Below are 20160 nucleotides of genomic sequence, written 5' to 3'. Positions count from 1 at the left end.
AGGGAAGCACATGACAGCCTCACACTGGGCCGGGAAGACGGTGGTCGTCACCGGAGGCAGCGGATTCATCGGCTCGCACTTCACCGAGGAACTCCTGGGCCTCGGCGCCCACGTCGTCTGCCTCTACCGCCGCGACAACCGGGGCGTCCTGCCCCAGCTCCCGCGGACCGACCGGCTGCGCACCGTCCGGATGGACCTGCGCGACGAACACGCCCTGCGCCGGGTCTTCGAGCAGGCACCCGACGGCGTCGACGCCTTCGTGCACTGCGCGGTCGTCTCCGGCAGCCAGGAGTTCCGCCGCGACCACTCCGCCACGATCCTCGACGCCAACGTCCGCTCCGTCTCCAACATCCTGGAGACCACCCGCAGGTACGGCGTGGGCGAGATCGTCCTCCTCAGCTCCAGCGACATCTACCTCTCGCCCACCGACCAGCCCACGCGGGAGGAGGAGGACTTCACCACCCTCATGCGGTACGACCCCGACGGCTACTACCTCTCGAAGAACTACGCCGAGATCCTCGCCGAGGCCTACCGCACGGAACACGGCATGAACATCTTCCTGCCCCGCCTCACCAGCGTGTACGGCCCCCGCGACAACTTCGAGGCGGACACCGACCGCGTCGTGCCCACCATGTTCGGCAAGGTGATGTCCGGCCGCTCCATCGAGATCTGGGGCGACGGCAGCCAGACGCGCACCTACATGTACGTCACCGACCTCGTCCGCTCCGTGCTGCGCATGGTCGAGCGGAACAAGCACCAGATCATGAACGTCGGCACCCCCGAGACCGTCTCCGTCCTCCAGCTCGCCCGGATGGTCTGCGAGGCGCTCGGCCGGCCGGAGCAGATCACCTTCGACCGGAGCAAGTCCGGCGGACGCCAGAGCCGCACCCTCGACCTCGGCAGGCTCCACGGAATCATCGACTTCCAGCCGCTGACCCTGCGCGAAGGCCTACGACGGACCGCGGACTGGTACCTGGCCCACCGGACGCCCGCCTCCGAAGCCCGGTAGCCCGTCCCGTACCGCGCCCCGTACCGACGTCCCGTACCGGCGCTCCCCGCCGCGCCCCGTACCGACGCCCCGTACCGCGCGGCCCCACCCACCGTCGCCCGCCGCCCGGCCTGCTGGAGACCACCCATGCGCGTCCTCGTCACCACCTCAGCCGTCAACTCCCACCTCAACAACCTCGTCCCCATGGCCTGGGCCCTGCGGACGGCGGGACACGAGGTCTGCGTCGCCAGCCAGCCGAGCATCGCCGACGCGATCAAACACTCCGGGCTCACCGCCGTCTCCGTCGGCGACGGCCTCGCCGCCCCGCGCGGCGGCACCGAGGAGACCGACAGCCCCTTCGGACTCGGCTACGACATCGCCGAGACCGACCCCGCCAGGCTGACCCCCGACCGCGTGCGCGCCACCCTCGCCGCCTACACCTCCGTCGTCAGCGAGTACATGGCCGACGGCACCATGCTCAAGGACCTGGTCCGCTTCGCCCGCACCTGGCGCCCCGACCTCGTCCTGTGGGACGCCCACAACTACGCCGCGCCCGTCATGGCCCGCGCCGTCGGCGCCGCCCACGTCCGCATCCTGCCCGCCCCCGACCACTGGGCCCGCATGCGCGCCCACCAGCTCGCGCTCGCCGCCGAACACTCCCCGGCCCCGGCCGGCCCCGCCGACGACCCCATGGCCGCCTACCTCGCCGGCAAGCTGGAGAGCGTCGGGCTCGACCCGGCGACCTTCGCCGAGGACCTCGTCGTCGGCCAGGCCACCATCGACCCCCTGCCCGACTGGCTCGGCCACCCCCTCGACCTGGACCACCGGCCCGTACGCCACATCCCGTACACCGGCCCCACCGTCGTCCCCGCCTGGCTCCGCAAGGAGCCCAAGCGCCGCCGCGTCTGCCTCACCCTCGGCCAGACCCGCCGCAGCCTCGGCGTCACCGGCACCGCCGGCGGCGAGGAGATCACCGCCGCCGACGTCCTCCGGCACGTCGCCGACCTCGACGTCGAGGTCGTCGCCACGCTCAGCGCCGACCAGCTGCCCCCCGGCACCCGCATCCCCGACAACGTCCGCCTCTTCGACTACGTGCCGCTCGACGCCCTCCTCCCCAGCTGCGCCGCGATCGTCCACTACGGAGGCATGGGCACCGTCGCCGCCTCCGTCGTCCACGGCGTGCCCCAGCTCGGCATCCCCGGCAACATCTGGGGCGAGGCCGGCGTCATGCGCGCCCTCGAAGAGCAGGGCGCGGGCCTCGTCGGCGACCCCACCGGCCTCGTCGACCAGCTCGCCCGGCTCCTCGACGACCCCGCCTACGCCGAAGGCGCCGCCAAGGCCCGCGACGCCATGCTCTCCCGGCCCAGCCCGCGCGACCTCGTGCCCGGCCTGGAGGAGCTCACCGCCCGCCACCGCGACTCCGGGGACCTGAACGGCTGATGGACGACGAGGCCAAGCTGCTCGAATACCTCAGGCGCGCCACCGCGGAACTGCGCGCCAGCCGCCACCGGGTGGCCGAACTGGAGCGCGCGCACGACGAACCCGTCGCGATCGTCGGCATGGGCTGCCGCTACCCCGGCGGCGTCGACTCGCCCGCCGCCCTCTGGAACCTCGTCACGGAAGGCCGCGACGCGATCGGCGCGTTCCCCACCGACCGGCACTGGGACGAGGCCACCCTCTACGACCCCGAGGCCGCGCGTCCCGGCACCAGCTACACCCGGCACGGCGGATTCCTCTACGAAGCCGCCGGGTTCGACGCCGACTTCTTCGCCATCAGCCCCCGCGAAGCCGAACTGATGGACCCCCAGCAGCGCCTGCTGCTCGAAACCTCGTGGGAGGCCCTGGAACGCGCCGGAATCCCCCCGCGCACCCTCAAGGGCGGCCCCGTCGGCGTGTTCGCGGGCGTCATGTACCACGACTACGTCCACAGCAGCGGCGGCGGCAGCGTGGTCTCGGGCCGCGTGGCGTACACCCTGGGTCTTGAGGGTCCCGCGGTGACGGTGGACACGGCGTGTTCGTCCTCCCTGGTGGCGCTGCACCTGGCGGCCCAGTCGCTGCGCAAGGGCGAGTGCGCGCTGGCGCTCGCCGGCGGCGTCACCGTCATGGCCACCCCCGAGACCTTCGTCACCTTCAGCGAACAGCGCGGCCTCGCCCCCGACGGCCGCTGCAAGTCCTTCGCCGAGAGCGCCGACGGCACCGGCTGGGCGGAAGGCGCGGGCGTGCTGGTCCTGGAGCGCCTGTCGGACGCCCGCGCCAACGGCCACCGCGTACTCGCCGTGCTCCGGGGCTCCGCCGTCAACCAGGACGGCGCCAGCAGCGGCCTCACCGTGCCCAACGGCCCGGCACAACAGCGGGTGATCCGCGCGGCGTTGCGCGCCTCGGGCCTGGAGCCGGGCGACGTCGACGTGGTGGAGGCGCACGGTACGGGGACGACGCTGGGTGATCCGATCGAGGCGCAGGCGTTGTTGGCGACGTATGGGCAGGGTCGGGGGGAGGGTGCGGAGCCGTTGTGGCTGGGTTCGGTGAAGTCGAACCTGGGGCACACGCAGGCGGCGGCGGGTGTCGCCGGTGTGATCAAGATGGTCATGGCGATGCGCCACGGCGTCCTGCCGGCCTCTCTCCACGCGGACGAGCCGTCGTCGCGGGTGGACTGGGACGCGGGGCGGGTGGAGCTGCTGGCGGAGTCGCGGGCCTGGCCCGAGACGGGCCGCCCGCGCCGGGCCGGCATCTCGTCCTTCGGCTTCAGCGGCACGAACGCCCACGTCATCGTGGAACAGGCACCCACGGAGGAGAGCGCGGCGGAGGACGCGGAGACGACACCGGGGGACCTCCCCTGGCTGCTGTCGGGCCGCACCGCCGACGCCCTGCGTGCCCAGGCTGCCCGGCTGGCCGACCACATCGAACGGCTCGACGACGGCGCCGGGTGGGCACCCCGCGCCCTCACACACGCCCTGGCCACCACCCGGACCGCCTTCGAGCACCGTGCCGCCTTCACGGCGAAGGACCGGGCCGGGGTGCTGGCGGCCCTGCGTGCCGTCGCGTCCGGAGAGGCGGGCGAGGCGAGTGAGGCGGGCGAGGCGGGTGCTGGCGGCCTGACGGCGTTCGTGTTCGGGGGTCAGGGGTCGCAGCGGTTGGGGATGGGTCGTGGGTTGTACGGGGCGTTCCCGGTGTTCGCGGGGGCGTTGGACGAGGTGCTCGCGGAGCTTCCGGACGGTCTGCGGGAGGTGATGTGGGGCGAGGATCCGGAGGCCCTGAACCGTACGGGCAACGCGCAGCCCGCGTTGTTCGCGGTCGAGGTCGCCCTCTTCCGGCTCCTTGAGTCGTGGGGCGTACGGCCCGACGCGGTCGCCGGTCACTCGATCGGCGAGATCGCCGCCGCGCAGGTCGCGGGGGTGTTGTCGCTGGGAGACGCGGCCCGGCTCGTTTCCGCTCGTGGTCGGTTGATGGAGGCGCTGCCCGAGGGTGGTGCGATGGTGGCGGTCGAGGCGTCGGAGGACGAGGTCCGGCTCACCGCCGGGGTTTCGGTCGCCGCCGTGAACGGCCCGCGCGCGCTGGTCGTCTCCGGTATCGAGTCCGAAGTCCTCGCTCTTCAGGCGCACTTCGAGGCACTGGGTCGTAAGACGACCCGTCTGAAGGTCTCGCACGCCTTCCACTCGCCGTTGATGGAGCCGATGCTGGAGGACTTCCGGCAGGCCGTCGCCGGGCTGGAGTTCCGTGCCCCCGAGTTGTCCGTGGTCTCCACGGTCGGCGGCGCGCAGGCCGAGAAGGAGTTCACCGACCCCGCGTACTGGGTGCGCCAGGTGCGCGAGCCGGTGCGGTTCGCGGATGCCGTCGGCGCCCTGGAGGCCCTGGACGTAAGGCGGTTCATCGAGGTCGGTCCGGACGCGGTGCTGACCGCGACCGCGCCCGACACCCCCTTCGTACCGCTCCTCCGCCGTGACCGCGACGAGGCCGAGGCCTTCCTCGACGCCCTCGCGCGCGTGCACGTGAGCGGAGGAACGGTCGACTGGAGCGCCGCCGGGCCCGGCGGCGGACTCGCCCGCGCCCAGGCGGAGTCGTTGCCGACGTACGCTTTCCAGCGCGAGCGCTACTGGCGGGACAGCACCGCCGCCACCGACTGGGACGGCTCCGCGCGCCGGCTGCTGGGCGCGCCGATCAGCCTGGCCGACGCGAAGGGCGCCGTCCTCTCGGGGCGCCTCTCCGTCGCCACGCACCCCTGGCTGGCCGACCACGTCTTCGACGGCCGCGTCCTCTTCCCCGCCGCGGGCTTCGTGGAACTGGTGGTGCGCGCGGGCGACGAGGTCGGCTGCGGACGGATCGAGGAGCTGACCCTGGAGGCGCCGCTCGCGCTGCCCGCGCGCGGCTCCGTGCAGGTGCAGGTCATCGTGGGCGCCGAGAGCACCACCGGCGGCCGGACGGTCGAGGTGTACGCGGACGGCGGCGAGGCGGAGTGGACCGTGCACGCGGTGGGCGTGCTGGTGCCGCGCCGCGGCGGCACGGTCGACGTTCCGGCCGAGTGGCCGCCCGTGGGGGCGGAGCCGGTGCCGGTCGACGCGCTGTACGCGTCCCTGGCGGACGCCGGACTCGCGTACGGGCCGGCGTTCCGGGGCGTCCGGGCGGCCTGGCGGCACGGCGACGAGGTCTGCGCCGAGATCGCCCTGCCCGAGCGGGCACGCCCCACCGCCGGGGACTTCGTGCTCCACCCGGCCCTGCTCGACGCGGCGTTGCAGCTCACCGCGCTGACGGAAGGAGCGGGCGGGGGGACGGCGCTGCCCTACGCCCTGCGGGGTGTGGAGGTGTTCGCGTCGGGCGCGGGCGCCGCGCGGGTGCGCGTCACCGGCGCGACGCTCGAACTGGCGGACGCGAACGGCCGGCCGCTGGCCTCGGTGGACTCCCTCGTGCTGCGCGAGGCGGGCCGCCGGGCCGACGGCGGCGGACTGTTCCGCACGGAATGGCGGCGATCCGGGTCGCCGGCGGGTGCGGCAGTAGGCGAGGCCGCCGTGTTCGAGGTGGCGGGTGGTGCGACGCCGGAGGCGGTGCACGAGGCGGTGGCGGCCATGTTGGACGCGGTCACGTCTCATCTCGCCCTCGACGCAGGTGTGTTGGTGGTGGTGACGCGTGGTGCTGTCGCCGCGTTGCCGGGGGAGTCGGTGACGGATCTCGCGGGTGCCGCCGTGCGGGGGTTGGTGCGGTCGGCGCAGGCGGAGCATCCGGGACGGTTCGTGCTCGTCGACGCGGACGGTGACGCCGAGGCCGCGCGGGCGGTGGCCGAGCCGGACGTCGCGGTGCGTGGTGGTGAGGTGTGGGTGCCTCGTCTGGTCCGTGTCGCCCCGGACGGCCCGGCCGGGCCGGGCACGGTGTGGGACGGCGAGGGGCAGGTTCTGGTCTCGGGTGGTACGGGTGCCCTGGGTGCTCTGGTGGCCCGGCATCTGGTGCGGGTGCACGGGGTGCGTGAGCTGTTGTTGGTGAGTCGTTCGGGTCCGGCCGCGCCGGGGGCGGATGTGCTGGTCGGGGAGTTGGAGGGGCTGGGGGCGCGCGTCGAGGTGGTGGCGTGCGACCTGGCGGATCGTGGTTCGGCCGAGGCGTTGTTGTCGGGGCGTGGGCTGGCGGGTGTGGTGCACGCGGCCGGTGTCCTCGATGACGGTGTGGTGACGTCGTTGTCGGCGGAGCGGGTGGCGGGTGTGTTGCGTCCGAAGGTGGATGCGGGGTGGCATCTGCACGAGTTCGCGCAGGCTCCGGTCTTCGTGTCGTTCTCTTCGGCGGCCGGGGTGTTGGGTGCTCCGGGGCAGGCGGGTTACGCGGCGGGTAACGCGTATCTCGACGCGTTGGCGGAGTACCGTCGTTCGGCGGGGCTGCCCGGGCAGTCGTTGGCCTGGGGCATGTGGGACACCGGCATGGTCGAGGGGCTGGGTGCCGCCGAGCGGGAACGCCTGGCCCGCACCGGCGTCGGGCCCATGGGCGCCGACGACGCCCTCACCCTCTTCGACCTGGCCACGGCCACCCCCGAACCCACCCTTCTGCCCCTCCGTCTCGATCGGGCCGCCCTGCGTGCCCTGGGTCCTGCCCTGGAGCCGGTCTGGCACGGCCTCGTCCCGCCGCCCCGGCGCACGCGGGGATCCGGTGGGGGTGGCGCCGACGGGCTGCTGGACCGGTGGGGCGCGCTGAGCGAGGAGCGGCGCCGCGAGGCGCTCCTGGACCTCGTGCGCGACCGTGTCGCGGCCGTGCTCGGGCACGGGTCGGGCGCCCGCGTCGCCGCCGAACGGCCCTTCAAGGAGCTGGGCTTCGACTCGCTGACCGCCGTGCAGCTGCGCAACGAGCTGAACCAGGTCACGGGCGTGCGGCTGCCCGCGTCCCTGATCTACGACCACCCGAGTTGCGCGGCCGTCGCCGATCGCCTGCTCACCGAACTCGCCGGCCACTTCCGTACGTCGGTGTCCGGCTCGTCCGACGACGCTGCCGTGGGCCGCCGGGTCGTCGTGGGTGAGGGTGGGGACGATCCGGTGGTGATCGTCGGTATGGCGTGCCGTTATCCGGGTGGTGTCGACTCGCCCGAGGCGTTGTGGGAGCTGGTCGTGTCGGAGACCGACGCGATCGGTCCGTTCCCCACCGACCGCGGCTGGGACGTGGAGCGCGTCTACGACCCCGAGGTGGGGCGGCCGGGCAAGAGCTATGTGCGCGAAGGCGGATTCCTCTACGAGGCCGACCGCTTCGACCCCGCCTTCTTCGGGATGAGCCCGAACGAGGCCCGCGAGACGGACCCGCAGCAGCGCCTCCTCATGGAGACCTCCTGGGAGGCCTTCGAACGGGCCGGGATCGCCCCGCGCTCGATGAAGGGCAGCCCGACCGGGGTGTTCGTCGGGTCCATGTACTACGACTACGCCGGCGCGGGCAGCCTGGGCAGCGCGATCTCCGGTCGGGTGGCGTACACGTTGGGTCTTGAGGGGCCTGCGGTGAGTGTGGATACGGCGTGTTCGTCGTCGTTGGTGGCGTTGCATCTGGCGGTGGGGGCGTTGCGGTCGGGTGAGTGCTCGCTGGCGTTGGCGGGTGGTGTGACGGTGATGGCGACTCCGGAGTCGTTCGTGGAGTTCAGTCGTCAGCGGGGGTTGGCGTCGGATGGTCGGTGCAGGGCGTTCGCGGAGGGGGCGGACGGTACGGGGTGGGCCGAGGGTGTGGGGGTGCTGGTTCTGGAGCGTCTGTCGGATGCCCGGCGGAACGGTCATCGTGTCCTCGCGGTGGTGCGGGGTTCGGCGGTGAATCAGGACGGTGCGTCGAACGGGATGACGGCGCCGAACGGTCCTGCCCAGCAGCGGGTGATCCGGCAGGCCCTGCGTGTCTCCGGCCTTTCGGCCGCCGAGGTGGACGTGGTGGAGGCGCATGGTACGGGGACGACGTTGGGTGATCCGATCGAGGCGCAGGCGTTGTTGGCGACGTATGGGCAGGGTCGGGGGGACGGCGATCCGTTGTGGCTGGGTTCGGTGAAGTCGAACCTGGGGCACACGCAGGCGGCGGCGGGTGTCGCCGGTGTGATCAAGATGGTCATGGCGATGCGCCACGGCGAGCTGCCGAGGACGCTCCACGTGGACGAGCCGTCCACGCACGTCGACTGGGACGCGGGCCGGGTGGAGCTGCTGGCGGAGTCGCGGGCGTGGCCCGAGACGGGGCGCCCGCGCCGGGCGGGGATCTCGTCCTTCGGCATCAGCGGCACCAACGCGCACGTCGTCCTCGAACAGGCGCCGCCACTCGACGCGCCCCGTCCGCCCACCGCACCTCCCGTCGTGGTCCCGTGGCCGCTCAGCGCCCGCAGCCCCGAGGCCCTGCACGACCAGGCGGCCCGGCTGCTCGCGCGGGTCGACGGCGTCAGCGGCCTCGACCCGGTGGACGTCGGCCACACGCTCGCCACCGCCCGCAGCGCCTTCGAGTACCGGAAGGTCGTGCTCGGCACGACACCCGCCGAACTCGTCGCAGAGCTCGCGGACTTCGTGGCATCCGCCGATCGGGCGTCCAAGGCCGAGGAGACGCGGACGGCGTTCGTGTTCGGGGGCCAGGGGTCGCAGCGGTTGGGGATGGGTCGTGGACTGTACGAGGCGTTCCCGGTGTTCGCGGGGGCGTTGGACGAGGTGCTCGCGGAGCTTCCGGATGGTTTGCGGGAGGTGATGTGGGGCGAGGACGCGGAGGTTCTGAACCGTACGGGTTGGGCTCAGCCGGCGTTGTTCGCGGTCGAGGTCGCCCTCTTCCGGATCCTTGAGTCGTGGGGCGTGCGGCCCGACGCGGTAGCCGGTCATTCGGTGGGTGAGATCGCCGCCGCGCATGTGGCGGGCGTGCTGTCGCTGACGGACGCGGCCCGACTCGTTTCCGCTCGGGGTCGGTTGATGGAGGCGCTGCCCGAGGGTGGTGCGATGGTCGCGGTCGAGGCGTCGGAGGACGAGATCCGGCTCACCGCCGGGGTTTCGGTCGCCGCCGTGAACGGTCCCCGCGCGCTCGTCGTCTCCGGTGTCGAATCCGAAGTCCTCGCCCTCCAGGCGCACTTCGAGGAACTGGGCCGCAAGACGACCCGCCTCAAGGTCTCGCACGCCTTCCACTCCCCGCTCATGGAACCGATGCTGGAGGACTTCCGGCAGGCCGTCGAGGGGCTGGAGTTCCGTGCCCCCGACCTGCCCGTGGTCTCCACGGTCAGCGGCGCGCCGGCCGGTGAGGAGGAGCTGACCGATCCGGCGTACTGGGTGCGTCAGGTCCGTGAGCCGGTCCGGTTCGCGGACGCGCTCGCCGCCCTCCGGGCCCAGTCCGTGGGCCGCTTCGTCGAGGTCGGCCCGGACGCCGCGCTGACCGCGACCGCGCCCGACACCCCCTTCGTCCCCCTCCTCCGACGCGACCGTGACGAGGCGCGGCAGTTGCTGGACGGGCTGGCGCGGTTGTTCGCGGCGGGGGTCGCCGTGGACTGGGCCGGATACTTCGCCGGGGCCGGGGCCCGTGGCGTCGATCTGCCCACCTACCCGTTCCAGCGGCGGAGTTACTGGATGCGGCCCGGGGTGTCGGGGGCCGGCGGTGTGGAGGCCGTCGGTCTCGCGGCGGCCGGGCATCCGCTGCTCGGGGCGGCGTTGAGGGATCCCGCGTCGGGTGGGGTGTCCCTGGTGGGGCGGCTGTCGACCGGTACCCATCCGTGGCTCGCCGACCACGTGGTGCACGGCCGGGTCGTCGTGCCGGGTACGGCGTTCGTCGAGCTGGCGCTGCGGGCGGGCGACGAGGCCGGCACGCCCGTCGTGGACGAGCTGACGCTGGAGGCGCCGCTGGTGCTGCCCGAGGCGGACGGCGGGGTCGCGGTGCAGGTCCTGGTCGGGGCGGCGGACGGTGCGGGGCACCGGCCCGTGTCGGTGTACGCCCGGATCGACGGCGCACCGGACGACGCCTGGGTGCGGCACGCGTCGGGCACGCTCGCGGTCCGCGCCCCCGAGCCGCGGCCCGCGCCGGAGGAGTGGCCGCCGCCGGGGTCGGTGCCGATCGGGCAGGACGCGTACCGGCAGCTGCTGGGGCGGGGGTACGGCTACGGCCCGGTGTTCCAGGGACTCGGCGCGGCCTGGCGCCGCGGCGAGGAGCTCTTCGCCGAGGTCGCGCTGCCCGCGGACGGTTCGGCCGGGGCGGCCGGTTTCGGTGTGCACCCGGCGCTGCTGGACGCGGCGCTGCACGTACGGCTCTGCCGTGGTGCGGCCGACGGGGCCGACGGCGGACCGGAGGACGAGGCGGAGACGCTCCTGCCGTTCGTGTGGAGCGGGGTCGCGCTGTACGCGGCCGGGGCCGAGGCGGTACGGGTCGGGGTGACGCCGACCGGGCCCGACACGGTCGCCGTCGCCCTGTACGACGCGACGGGGGCGCCGGTCGCCGCCGTCGATTCGCTGCTGGTGCGCCCGGTGAGCGCCGGGCAGCTGGATCGGGGACGTACCGCCACCGCCTCCGGAGCCGCGCTGTGGCGGCTGGAGTGGCCCGCCGTGCCGTCCGCCGTGCCGCCGGGCGCGGCGGCGGACGACGGCCGGTGGGCGCTGATCGGCCCGGCGGGTGCGCCCGCCGAGGGGTACGGCGCGGTCTTCCCGAGCGTCCGGGCACTGGTCGAGGCCGTGGAGGCGGGGGAGGGGGACCGGGACGGCGTGCCGGACGTGGTGGTGCTGCCCGTCCCCACGGCCCCCGCGTCCGGGCCGGTGCCGGGGCTCCTCAGGGAGTCCGCGGACCTGCTGGCCCGGGAGCTACGGGCCTGGCTGGAGGCGGAGCGTCTCGCCGCCGCACGGCTGGTGGTCGTCACGCGCGGGGCGGTGCCGGCGGACGGACCCGCCGCGGCCGTGGACCCGGTGGCGGCGGCCCTGTGGGGCCTCGTCAGGGGCGCCCAGTCCGAACACCCGGGCCGCGTCGTCCTGGTGGACACGGCCGGAACCGGCGTCTCCCCGGCCGACCTCCGGCCCGTCCTGTCCACGGACGAGCCCGAGGCGGCCCTGCGGGGCGCCGAGGTGCGCGTCCCCCGTCTGAGCCTCGCCGCACCGGCGGGCGGCGGACCGGGCGCGGGCAGTCCGACGGCCGGGGGGCCGGGCGCGACGAGCCCGGCGGGCAGCCGGTCCGACGCGCCCGCGGCCTCCCGCACCGACTGGGATCCCGAAGGGACCGTGCTCGTCACCGGCGGCACCGGTGGGCTCGGGGCGCTGGTCGCGCGGCATCTCGTCCGTGCCCACGGGGTCGGGAACCTGCTCCTGGTCGGCCGGCGCGGAGGCGACGCGCCCGGTGCCGCCGCCCTCCGCGACGAACTCGTCGGCGCCGGGGCCCGGGTGCGCCTCGTCGCCTGTGACGTCGGCGACCGGGACGCGCTCGCCGCGGTGCTCGCCTCCGTGCCGGCCGCGCACCCGCTCACCGCGGTGATCCACGCCGCCGGCGTCGCCGACGGCGGACTCGTCGGGGCGCTCACCCCGGACCGGCTCGACCGGGTCCTGCGGCCCAAGGCGGACGCCGCCTGGCACCTGCACGAGCTCACCCGGGACGCGGACCTCGCCGCCTTCGTGCTGTTCTCGTCGGCCGCGAGCGTCGCGCTCGGCGCCGGACAGACCGCGTACGCCACCGCCAACGCGTTCCTCGACGGCCTCGCCGCACACCGCGCCGCCACCGGACTGCCCGCCCTCTCCCTCGCCTGGGGCCCCTGGGACGGTACCGACGGCATGGCCGGGCGCCTCGACGCCGCGGCCGTGGAGCGGCTGCGCCGGCTGGGCACCCCGCCGCTGCCCGCCGCCGACGGCCTCGCACTCCTCGACGCGGCGCTCTCCGGGACCTCCGCCGCCACCCTCGTACCGCTGCTCGTCGCACCCGAGGCGCTCTCCGCGCGGCCGCCGCGCGAGGTGGCTCCGGTCCTGCGCGGCCTGGTCCGCCACCCGGCGCGCCGCGCCGGGGCGCCCGCGGCGGGGACGGTCGCGCCGGACGCCGGGGCGCGCCTCGCCGCGCTGCCCGACGACGCCCGCCTGGCCGCCCTGACCGACCTGGTCGCCGACCGGGTCGCGGCGGTCCTCGGGCACGCCCGGGGCACGCGCCTCGATCCCCGCAGCCCGTTCCAGGACCTCGGCTTCGACTCGCTCGCGGCGGTCGAGCTCCGCAACGCGCTCACCACGGCGACCGGGCTCCGGCTCCCGGCCACGCTGGTCTTCGACCATCCGACGCCCGCCGCCCTCGCCGCCCACCTCACGGTGCGCACCGCGCCCGAGGGCCCCGCCCCCGACGCCACCGCGCCGCGTGCCGCCGGAGAGGACGCACTCGGATCCGGCCGCGAACCGGGCCGCGCGTCCGGCCGCGGACCCGACCGCGCACTGGACCGCGAACTGGACCGGTTGGCGGCCGCCCTCGCCACCGCGCCCGCCGACGGCGGACACGAGCGCGTCACCGAACGCCTGGAACAACTGCTGCGCACGTGGCGCGGGCGCTCCCGCCCCGGCCCCGCACACGCCACCGACGACGGGACGGCGGCGACGGACTACAGCACGGCGACGGACGACGAACTCTTCGCCGTCCTCGACGCGGAACTCGGCACCCCCGGACGGAGCGACGGCTGATGGCCAACGACGAAAGGCTGCGCGACTACCTCAAGCGCGCCACCGCCGACCTGCGACAGCTCAAGCAGCGGCTGCGCGAGGCGGAGGACCGCGACGGCGAACCGATCGCGATCGTCGCCATGAGCTGCCGCTACCCCGGCGGCGTACGCTCCCCCGAGGACCTGTGGCGGCTCGTCGCCGACGGCACCGACGCGACCGGCGACTTCCCCGCCGACCGCGGCTGGGACCTCGACCGGGTGTACGACCCCGACCCGGAGCACCCGGGCACCAGCTACGTCCGGCGCGGCGGATTCCTCTACGACGCGGGCGAGTTCGACGCCGGCTTCTTCGGCATGAGCCCGCGCGACGCGCTGCGCGCCTCCCCCCAGGAACGGCTCCTCCTCGAAGGCGCCTGGGAGCTGTTCGAGCGCGCCGGGATCGACCCCGAGACCCTGTACGGCAGCGCCACGGGCGTCTTCACCGGGCTCATGTACCACGACTACGCCGGCGGCAGCCCGGGCGGCAGCCTCGCCTCGGGCCGCATCGCCTACCACTTCGGCCTCCAGGGCCCCGCCCTCACCGTCGACACGGCCTGCTCGTCGTCGCTCGTCGCGATCCACCTCGCCTGCCAGTCGCTGCGCGGCGGAGAGAGCCGCCTCGCGCTCGCCGGTGGCGTCGCGGTGATGGGAACCCCCGACATGTTCGTCGACTTCAGCCGGCAGCGGGCACTGTCGCCCGACGGGCGCTGCCGCTCCTTCGCCGCCGGAGCCGACGGCACCGGCTGGTCCGAGGGGGCGGGGCTGCTCCTCCTGGAGCGCCTCTCCGACGCCCGCCGCGACAACCACCCGGTCCTCGCCGTGATCCGAGGCTCCGCCGTCAACCAGGACGGCACCAGCAACGGCATCTCCGCGCCCAACGGCCCCGCCCAGCAGCGGGTGCTGCGCCAGGCGCTCGACCGGGCCGGACTCACCCCCGCCGACATCGACGTGCTGGAGGCGCACGGCACCGGCACCACCCTCGGCGACCCCATCGAGGCGCACGCCCTGATGGAGGTGTACGGGCGCCGCGCCGAGGGCCGGCAGCCGCTGCTGCTCGGCTCGGTCAAGTCCAACATCGGCCACCCGCAGGCGGCGGCCGGCGTCGCGGGCGTCATCAAGACGGTGATGGCCGCCCGGCACGGCACGGTCCCCCGCACCCTGCACGTGGACGAGCCGTCCGAGCACATCGACTGGACCGCCGGCGACGTCCGCCTGGTGACCGACCCCGTCCCGTGGCCCGAGACCGGCCGCCCCCGCCGCGCCGGCGTCTCCTCCTTCGGCTTCAGCGGCACCAACGCGCACGTGCTCATCGAGTACACGCCGGAGGGCGTGCAGGGGGACATGCCGGGGGAGGTGCCGGGGGACATGCCGGAGGGTACGTCGGAAAGCACCCCGTCCGTCGCTTCCACCGCTTCCACCCCGTCCACCGCTTCCGCCGCCACCCTGTGGCCGCTGTCCGCCAAGACGCCGGAGGCTCTCCGGGCCCGCGCCGCCGACCTGCGGGAACACCTCGGGCGGGAACGGCCCGGGAGGGCGCCGCGGCCGGACGCCGCCGACGTCGCGTACACGCTGACGCGCGGGCGTCCCGGCATGGAGCACCGTGCCGTCGCCGTCGGGGCCGACCGCGACGCCCTCCTCGCCGGCCTCGCCGAGATCGCCGGCGGGGCGGACGGCGGGCGGGCCGCGTCGGACCGGATCGTGACGGGAACGGCCGACGTCCGGGGCCGTACCGTCTTCGTGTTCCCCGGCCAGGGCGCCCAATGGGCCGGCATGGCGGCACGGCTCCTCGACGAGGAGCCCGAGTTCGCCCGCCAGATCGCCGCCTGCGAGGAGGCGCTCGCGCCGTTCGTCGACTGGTCGCTCACCGGGGTGCTGCGCGACGCGGCCGACGCGCCCCCGCTGGAGCGGGTCGACGTCGTACAGCCCGCGCTCTGGGCCGTCATGGTGTCGCTGGCCGCCCTGTGGCGCTCGTACGGCATCGTGCCCGACGCCGTCGTCGGGCACTCCCAGGGCGAGATCGCCGCCGCGTGCGCCGCGGGCATCCTCAGCCGCGAGGACGCCGCCCGCGTCGTCGCCCTGCGCAGCCGGGCCATCGGCGAACTCCTCGCGGGCCAGGGAGGCATGCTCTCCGTCGCGCTCTCCGCCGAACAGGCCCGGAAGCTGCTCCTCGACCACGACCCGCACACCCTCTCCCTCGCCGCCGACAACGGCTCCCGCTCCGTCGTCGTCTCCGGCGACGGAGCCGCCCTGGACGGCCTGGCCGCCGAACTCACCGCCGCCGGCGTCCGGTCCAAGCGCGTCCAGGTCGACTACGCCTCCCACTCCGCCCAGGTCGAACGCCTCAAGGAGCGGCTGTCGGGCGATCTGGCGCCCGTCGCCCCACGCCCGGGCGACACCGCGATGCTCTCCACCGTCACGGGCGACTGGCTCACCGGGACCGAGCCCGACGCCGCCTACTGGTACGAGAACCTGCGCCGCACCGTGGGCTTCGGACCCGCCGTGCGCACCCTCGCGGAGGACGGCTTCACCACGTACGTGGAGGTCAGCCCGCACCCGGTGCTCACCCTGAGCATCCAGGAGACGCTCGACGACAGGCAGCCGGCGGCCACCCGGGACGCCTCCGAGCCCGAGAACCGGTACGAGCCCGGCGACGAACCCGGCGACGAACCCGTGCCGACCGTCGTCACCGGCACGCTCCGGCGCGGCGACGGCGGCCGGGTCCGGCTGCTGACCTCGCTCGCCGAGCTGTACGTCAGGGGGGCCGCCCCCCACTGGCCCGCGGTCTGCCCCGGCGGCACCCGCGTCGACCTGCCCACCTACCCCTTCCAGCGCAGGCGTTACTGGGACCAGGCCACGACCACGCCCACGCCCGCCCCCACCACCCCCGCCGCCTCCGCTCCGGGCACCCCGTCCACCGACGCCTTCTGGGCCGACGTCACGGCCGGCGACCTGCCCGCGCTGGGCCGCCGCCTCGGTCTCGCCTCCGACGAACTGACCGGCCTCACCGGCCTCGTGCCCGCCCTCGCGGCATGGCACCACGCCCAGGCCGACGCCGCGGCCGCCCACTCCAGGCGCTACCGCGTCGCGTGGGAACCGCTGCACGGCCCCGCCCTGACCGCCGACGCCCGCCCCCGCGTCACCGGCACCTGGCTCGTCGCCGCTCCGGCGGGACCCGGCCTCCCGCCGCGCACCGCCGCACTCGTGCGGGCGATCACCGAGGCCCTCACCGCGCACGGCGCCCGCGTCGTACCGCTGGACGTCGACACCTCACGGCCGGGCGGCCCCGACCGGGCACGGACCGCCGAACAGCTCCGCGAGGCCGTCGCCCCCAAGGCCGGAGCGCCCGAGGCCACAGACCGCGAGGCCGTGGCGCCCGAGGCCGTAGTGCCCGAAGCCGTGGACCGCGAGGCGAGCACCCGCGAAGGCGCCGCCCCCGAGGCGAGCACCCGCGAAGGCGCCGCCCCCGAGGCCACCCCGTCGACCCACCACGTCCCGGCGCCCGACGGCATCCTGTCCCTCCTCGCCCTGGACCCCAGGGCCACCCCGGAGCTCGCCCCGCTCACCGCCGGCGCCGCCGCCACCGTCGTACTCGCGCAGGCGCTGGCCGACACCGGCATGGCGGCCCCGCTGTGGTGCGTGACCACCGGCGCGGTCGCCGTCGACCCCTTCCAGCAGGCGCCCGACCCCGGCCAGGCGCTCCTGTGGGGCACCGGCACCGTGCTCTCCCTCGACCGGCCCGACAGCTGGGGCGGCCTCGTCGACCTGCCCGCCGACCCCGCGCCCGACCCGCGGGCGCTGCGCCGGCTGTGCGCCCTGCTGGCCGGCGTCGACGCCGAGGACGCCGTCGCCGTACGCCCCACCGGCTGCTTCGCCCGCCGCCTGGTCCGCGCCGCCCCGCCCGAGGAGCCCGTCACCCCCGCCCGCACCCCCCGCGGCACCGCCCTCGTCACCGGCGGCACCGGGGTGCTCGGCGCCCATGTGGCCCGCTGGCTGGCACGCCACGGCGCCGAGCACCTCGTCCTCACCAGCCGCAGGGGCGAGGCCGCCCCGGGGGCCGCCGAACTCACGGCCGAACTCACCGCCCTCGGCGCCACCGTCACGATCACCGCCTGCGACGCCGCCGACCGCGACGCCCTCGCCCGCACCCTCGACGCCCTCCCCGCCGACCCCCCGCTGCGCACCGTCGTCCACGCCGCCGGACTCCTCGGCGAACCGGACGACCTCGCCCGCACCACCCTCGCCGACTTCGCGGCCCTCGCGCGCGCCAAGGCCACGGGCGCCGCCCACCTCGACGAACTCCTCGCCGACCGGCCCCTCGACGCCTTCGTCCTCTTCTCCTCCGGCGCCGCCGCCTGGGGCACCGCGGGCCAGGCCGCCTACGCGGGCGCCAACGCCTACCTCGACGCGCTGGCCCAGCGACGCCGCGCCCAGGGCCGTACGGCCACCGCCATCGCCTGGGGCCCCTGGGCCGGCGGCGGCATGGTCGACGAGGAGGCCGGCCACCGGCTGCGGCGCATGGGCATCAACGGCATCGACCCGGACGAGGCCGTCGCGGCCCTCGCCCACGCCCTCGCCCACGACGAGACGCACCTGGTCGTCGCCGACATCGACTGGGACCGTTTCACCCCCGTCTACACCCTGGGCCGCCCCCGCCCCCTGCTGCGAGCCCTCCCCGAAGCCGCCCCCCGCACGCCCGCCACGGACCCCGGCACCGACGCCGGCACCGGCACCGGCACCGACGGCGGGACGGCCGGCTCCGCGCTCACCGCACGGCTCGCCACCCTGACGGACGCCGAGCGCACCAGGGCCGTACTCGACGTCGTACGGGGCGAGGCGGCGGCCGTCCTGGGCCACGAGGACCCGGCCGCAGTCGCCCCCAGGACCGCCTTCAAGGAGCTCGGCTTCGACTCCGTCGCCGCCGTCGACCTGCGCAACCGCCTCCAGCGGGCCACCGGCCTCCGCCTCCCCGCCACCCTCGCCTTCGACCACGCCACCCCGCAGGCGCTCGCCGCCCACCTGCGCGCCGCCCTCACCGACGGCACCGGCCACGGCGACCCGCGCACGGCGGCCACGCCCGACCTGCCGACCGCGCTCGACCGCCTGGAGGCGGCCGTCGCCGCCCTGGAGACGGAACCGGCGTCCGCCGCCGACGCGCTCACCCGCACCGGCGCCACCGCCCGGCTCCACGCGGTGCTCGGCAGGCTGGACCACGTCGTCGCGGGCGACGACGGCGGCACCGTCGCGGACCGGCTGGACACCGCGAGCGCCGCCGACGTCATCGACTTCATCAACAAAGAGCTCGGAGTGTCCTGATGCCGAACGAAGACCAGCTCCTGGACTACCTCAAGCGCGTCACCGCCGAGCTGCACACCACCCGCACCCGGCTCCGCGAACTGGAGACCGAGGAGCACGAGCCCGTCGCGATCGTCGCCATGAGCTGCCGCTACCCCGGCGGCGTACGCTCCCCCGAGGACCTGTGGCGGCTCGTCGCCGACGGCACCGACGCCACCGACGACTTCCCCCGCGACCGGGGATGGAACCTCGACGCCCTCTACGACGCCGACCCCGACCGCCCCGGCACCAGCTACGTCCGCCGGGGCGGGTTCCTCGACGACGCCGCCGGCTTCGACCCGGGACTCTTCGGTATCTCCCCGCGCGAGGCCCTCGCCATGGACCCCCAGCAGCGCATCGTCCTCGAACTCGCCTGGGAGTGCTTCGAACGCGGCGCCCTCGCCCCCGACTCCCTGCACGGCCGGCACGTCGGCGTGTTCGTCGGAAGCGGCGGCCAGGACTACTACGAGGACCTGGACGAGGAGACCGCCACCCGGGGCATCGAGCGCTACCTCAGCACCGGCAACGCCGCCGCCGTCCTCTCCGGCCGCGTCTCCTACGCCTTCGGCCTCGAAGGCCCCGCCGTCACCGTCGACACCGCCTGCTCCTCCTCGCTCGTCGCCCTCCACCTCGCCGTGCGCTCCCTGCGGCAGAAGGAATGCTCCCTCGCCGTCGCCGGCGGGGTCATGGTCATGTCGACGCCCGCCCCCTTCGTCGCCTTCAGCCGCCAGCGGGGCCTCGCCCCCGACGGCCGCTGCAAGCCCTTCGCGGACGGTGCGGACGGCACCGGCTGGGCCGAGGGCGCGGGTCTCCTCCTCCTGGAGCGGCTCTCCGACGCCCGCCGCAACGGCCACCCGGTCCTCGCGGTCCTCCGGGGTTCCGCCGTCAACCAGGACGGCGCCTCCAACGGCCTCACCGCCCCCAACGGCCCGGCACAGCAGCGCGTGATCCGGCAGGCCCTCGCCGACGCCCGCCTCACCCCCACCGACATCGACCTCGTCGAGGCCCACGGCACCGGCACGACCCTCGGCGACCCCATCGAGGCCCAGGCGCTCCTCGCGACGTACGGACAGGGGCGCGCGGACGGCGAACCCCTCTGGCTCGGCTCCGTGAAGTCCAACCTCGGCCACCCCCAGGCCGCCGGAGGCGTCGCCGGCGTCATCAAGGTCGTCGAGGCCATGCGCCACGGCGTGCTCCCCAAGTCCCTCCACGTGGACCGCCCCTCGACCCGCGTCGACTGGACCACCGGCCGTGTCGAGCTGCTGACCGAAGCCCGCCCCTGGCCCGCCGCCAAGGGACCGCGCCGCGCCGCCGTCTCGTCCTTCGGCGTCAGTGGCACCAACGCCCACCTGATCGTCGAGCAGCCCGACGACAGCGGCCCCGCGCCCGAGGAGACGGCTCCCGAGTCCGGCCTGCCCGTCCTGATCCCCGTCACCGCCCACAGCCCCGACGCCCTCCGCGCCCAGGCCGCCCGCCTCGCCGAACACCTCACCCTCCCCCCGGCACGCCTCGTCGACATCGCCCACGCCCTCGGCACCACCCGCGCGACCCTGCCCCACCGGGCGATCGTCGTCGCCACCGACACCGCCGACGCGGTGGCGGCGCTGCGCGCGGTCGCGGCGGGGGAGACGCCGCGCGGTGGTGTGGTGACGGGAGTGGTGGGCGAGGACGGTCCGACGGCGTTCGTGTTCGGGGGTCAGGGGTCGCAGCGGTTGGGGATGGGTCGTGGGTTGTACGGGGCGTTCCCGGTGTTCGC

At 75.4% G+C, this 20160-nt stretch carries 5 protein-coding genes; all 5 read left to right on the top strand.

The genetic code is table 11. The features are described 5' to 3' along the window. The first annotated feature begins 10 nt into the window (after positions 1-10). Entirely contained in the window at positions 11-1009 is a 999-nt protein-coding gene (locus ACFQ8C_RS26655) for an NAD-dependent epimerase/dehydratase family protein (RefSeq protein WP_383462033.1), read from the top strand. Between the two features lie 126 nt (positions 1010-1135). Next, positions 1136-2428: a nucleotide disphospho-sugar-binding domain-containing protein gene (locus ACFQ8C_RS26650; RefSeq protein ID WP_383462031.1), complete on the top strand. Its 1293-nt coding sequence runs from the start codon at positions 1136-1138 to the stop codon at positions 2426-2428. Continuing rightward, the gene (locus ACFQ8C_RS26645; protein ID WP_383462029.1) at positions 2428-13056 is read left to right on the top strand and encodes an SDR family NAD(P)-dependent oxidoreductase; all 10629 of its coding nucleotides are present in this window, start codon (positions 2428-2430) and stop codon (positions 13054-13056) included. Before ACFQ8C_RS26650 ends, ACFQ8C_RS26645 begins: the two co-directional genes overlap by 1 nt. Beyond that, positions 13056-18386, top strand: coding sequence for an SDR family NAD(P)-dependent oxidoreductase (locus tag ACFQ8C_RS26640; protein WP_383462027.1), 5331 nt, complete (start codon positions 13056-13058; stop codon positions 18384-18386). Before ACFQ8C_RS26645 ends, ACFQ8C_RS26640 begins: the two co-directional genes overlap by 1 nt. Then, positions 18386-20160: type I polyketide synthase (locus ACFQ8C_RS26635; protein ID WP_383462025.1), on the top strand; the 1775-nt coding region annotated here is incomplete at its 3' end. The genes ACFQ8C_RS26640 and ACFQ8C_RS26635, both read left to right, overlap by 1 nt.

The organism is Streptomyces sp. NPDC056503, assembly GCF_042794995.1.
GTDB lineage: Bacteria > Actinomycetota > Actinomycetes > Streptomycetales > Streptomycetaceae > Streptomyces.
Note: the sequence above shows the minus strand (reverse complement) of the source record. Positions and strands in the feature narration are given on the sequence as shown.

Coding starts and splice junctions, on each gene's coding strand:
- ACFQ8C_RS26655 (WP_383462033.1), top strand. CDS start 11: ATGACAGCCTCACACTGGGCCGGGAAGACGGTGGTCGTCACCGGAGGC.
- ACFQ8C_RS26645 (WP_383462029.1), top strand. CDS start 2,428: ATGGACGACGAGGCCAAGCTGCTCGAATACCTCAGGCGCGCCACCGCG.
- ACFQ8C_RS26640 (WP_383462027.1), top strand. CDS start 13,056: ATGGCCAACGACGAAAGGCTGCGCGACTACCTCAAGCGCGCCACCGCC.
- ACFQ8C_RS26650 (WP_383462031.1), top strand. CDS start 1,136: ATGCGCGTCCTCGTCACCACCTCAGCCGTCAACTCCCACCTCAACAAC.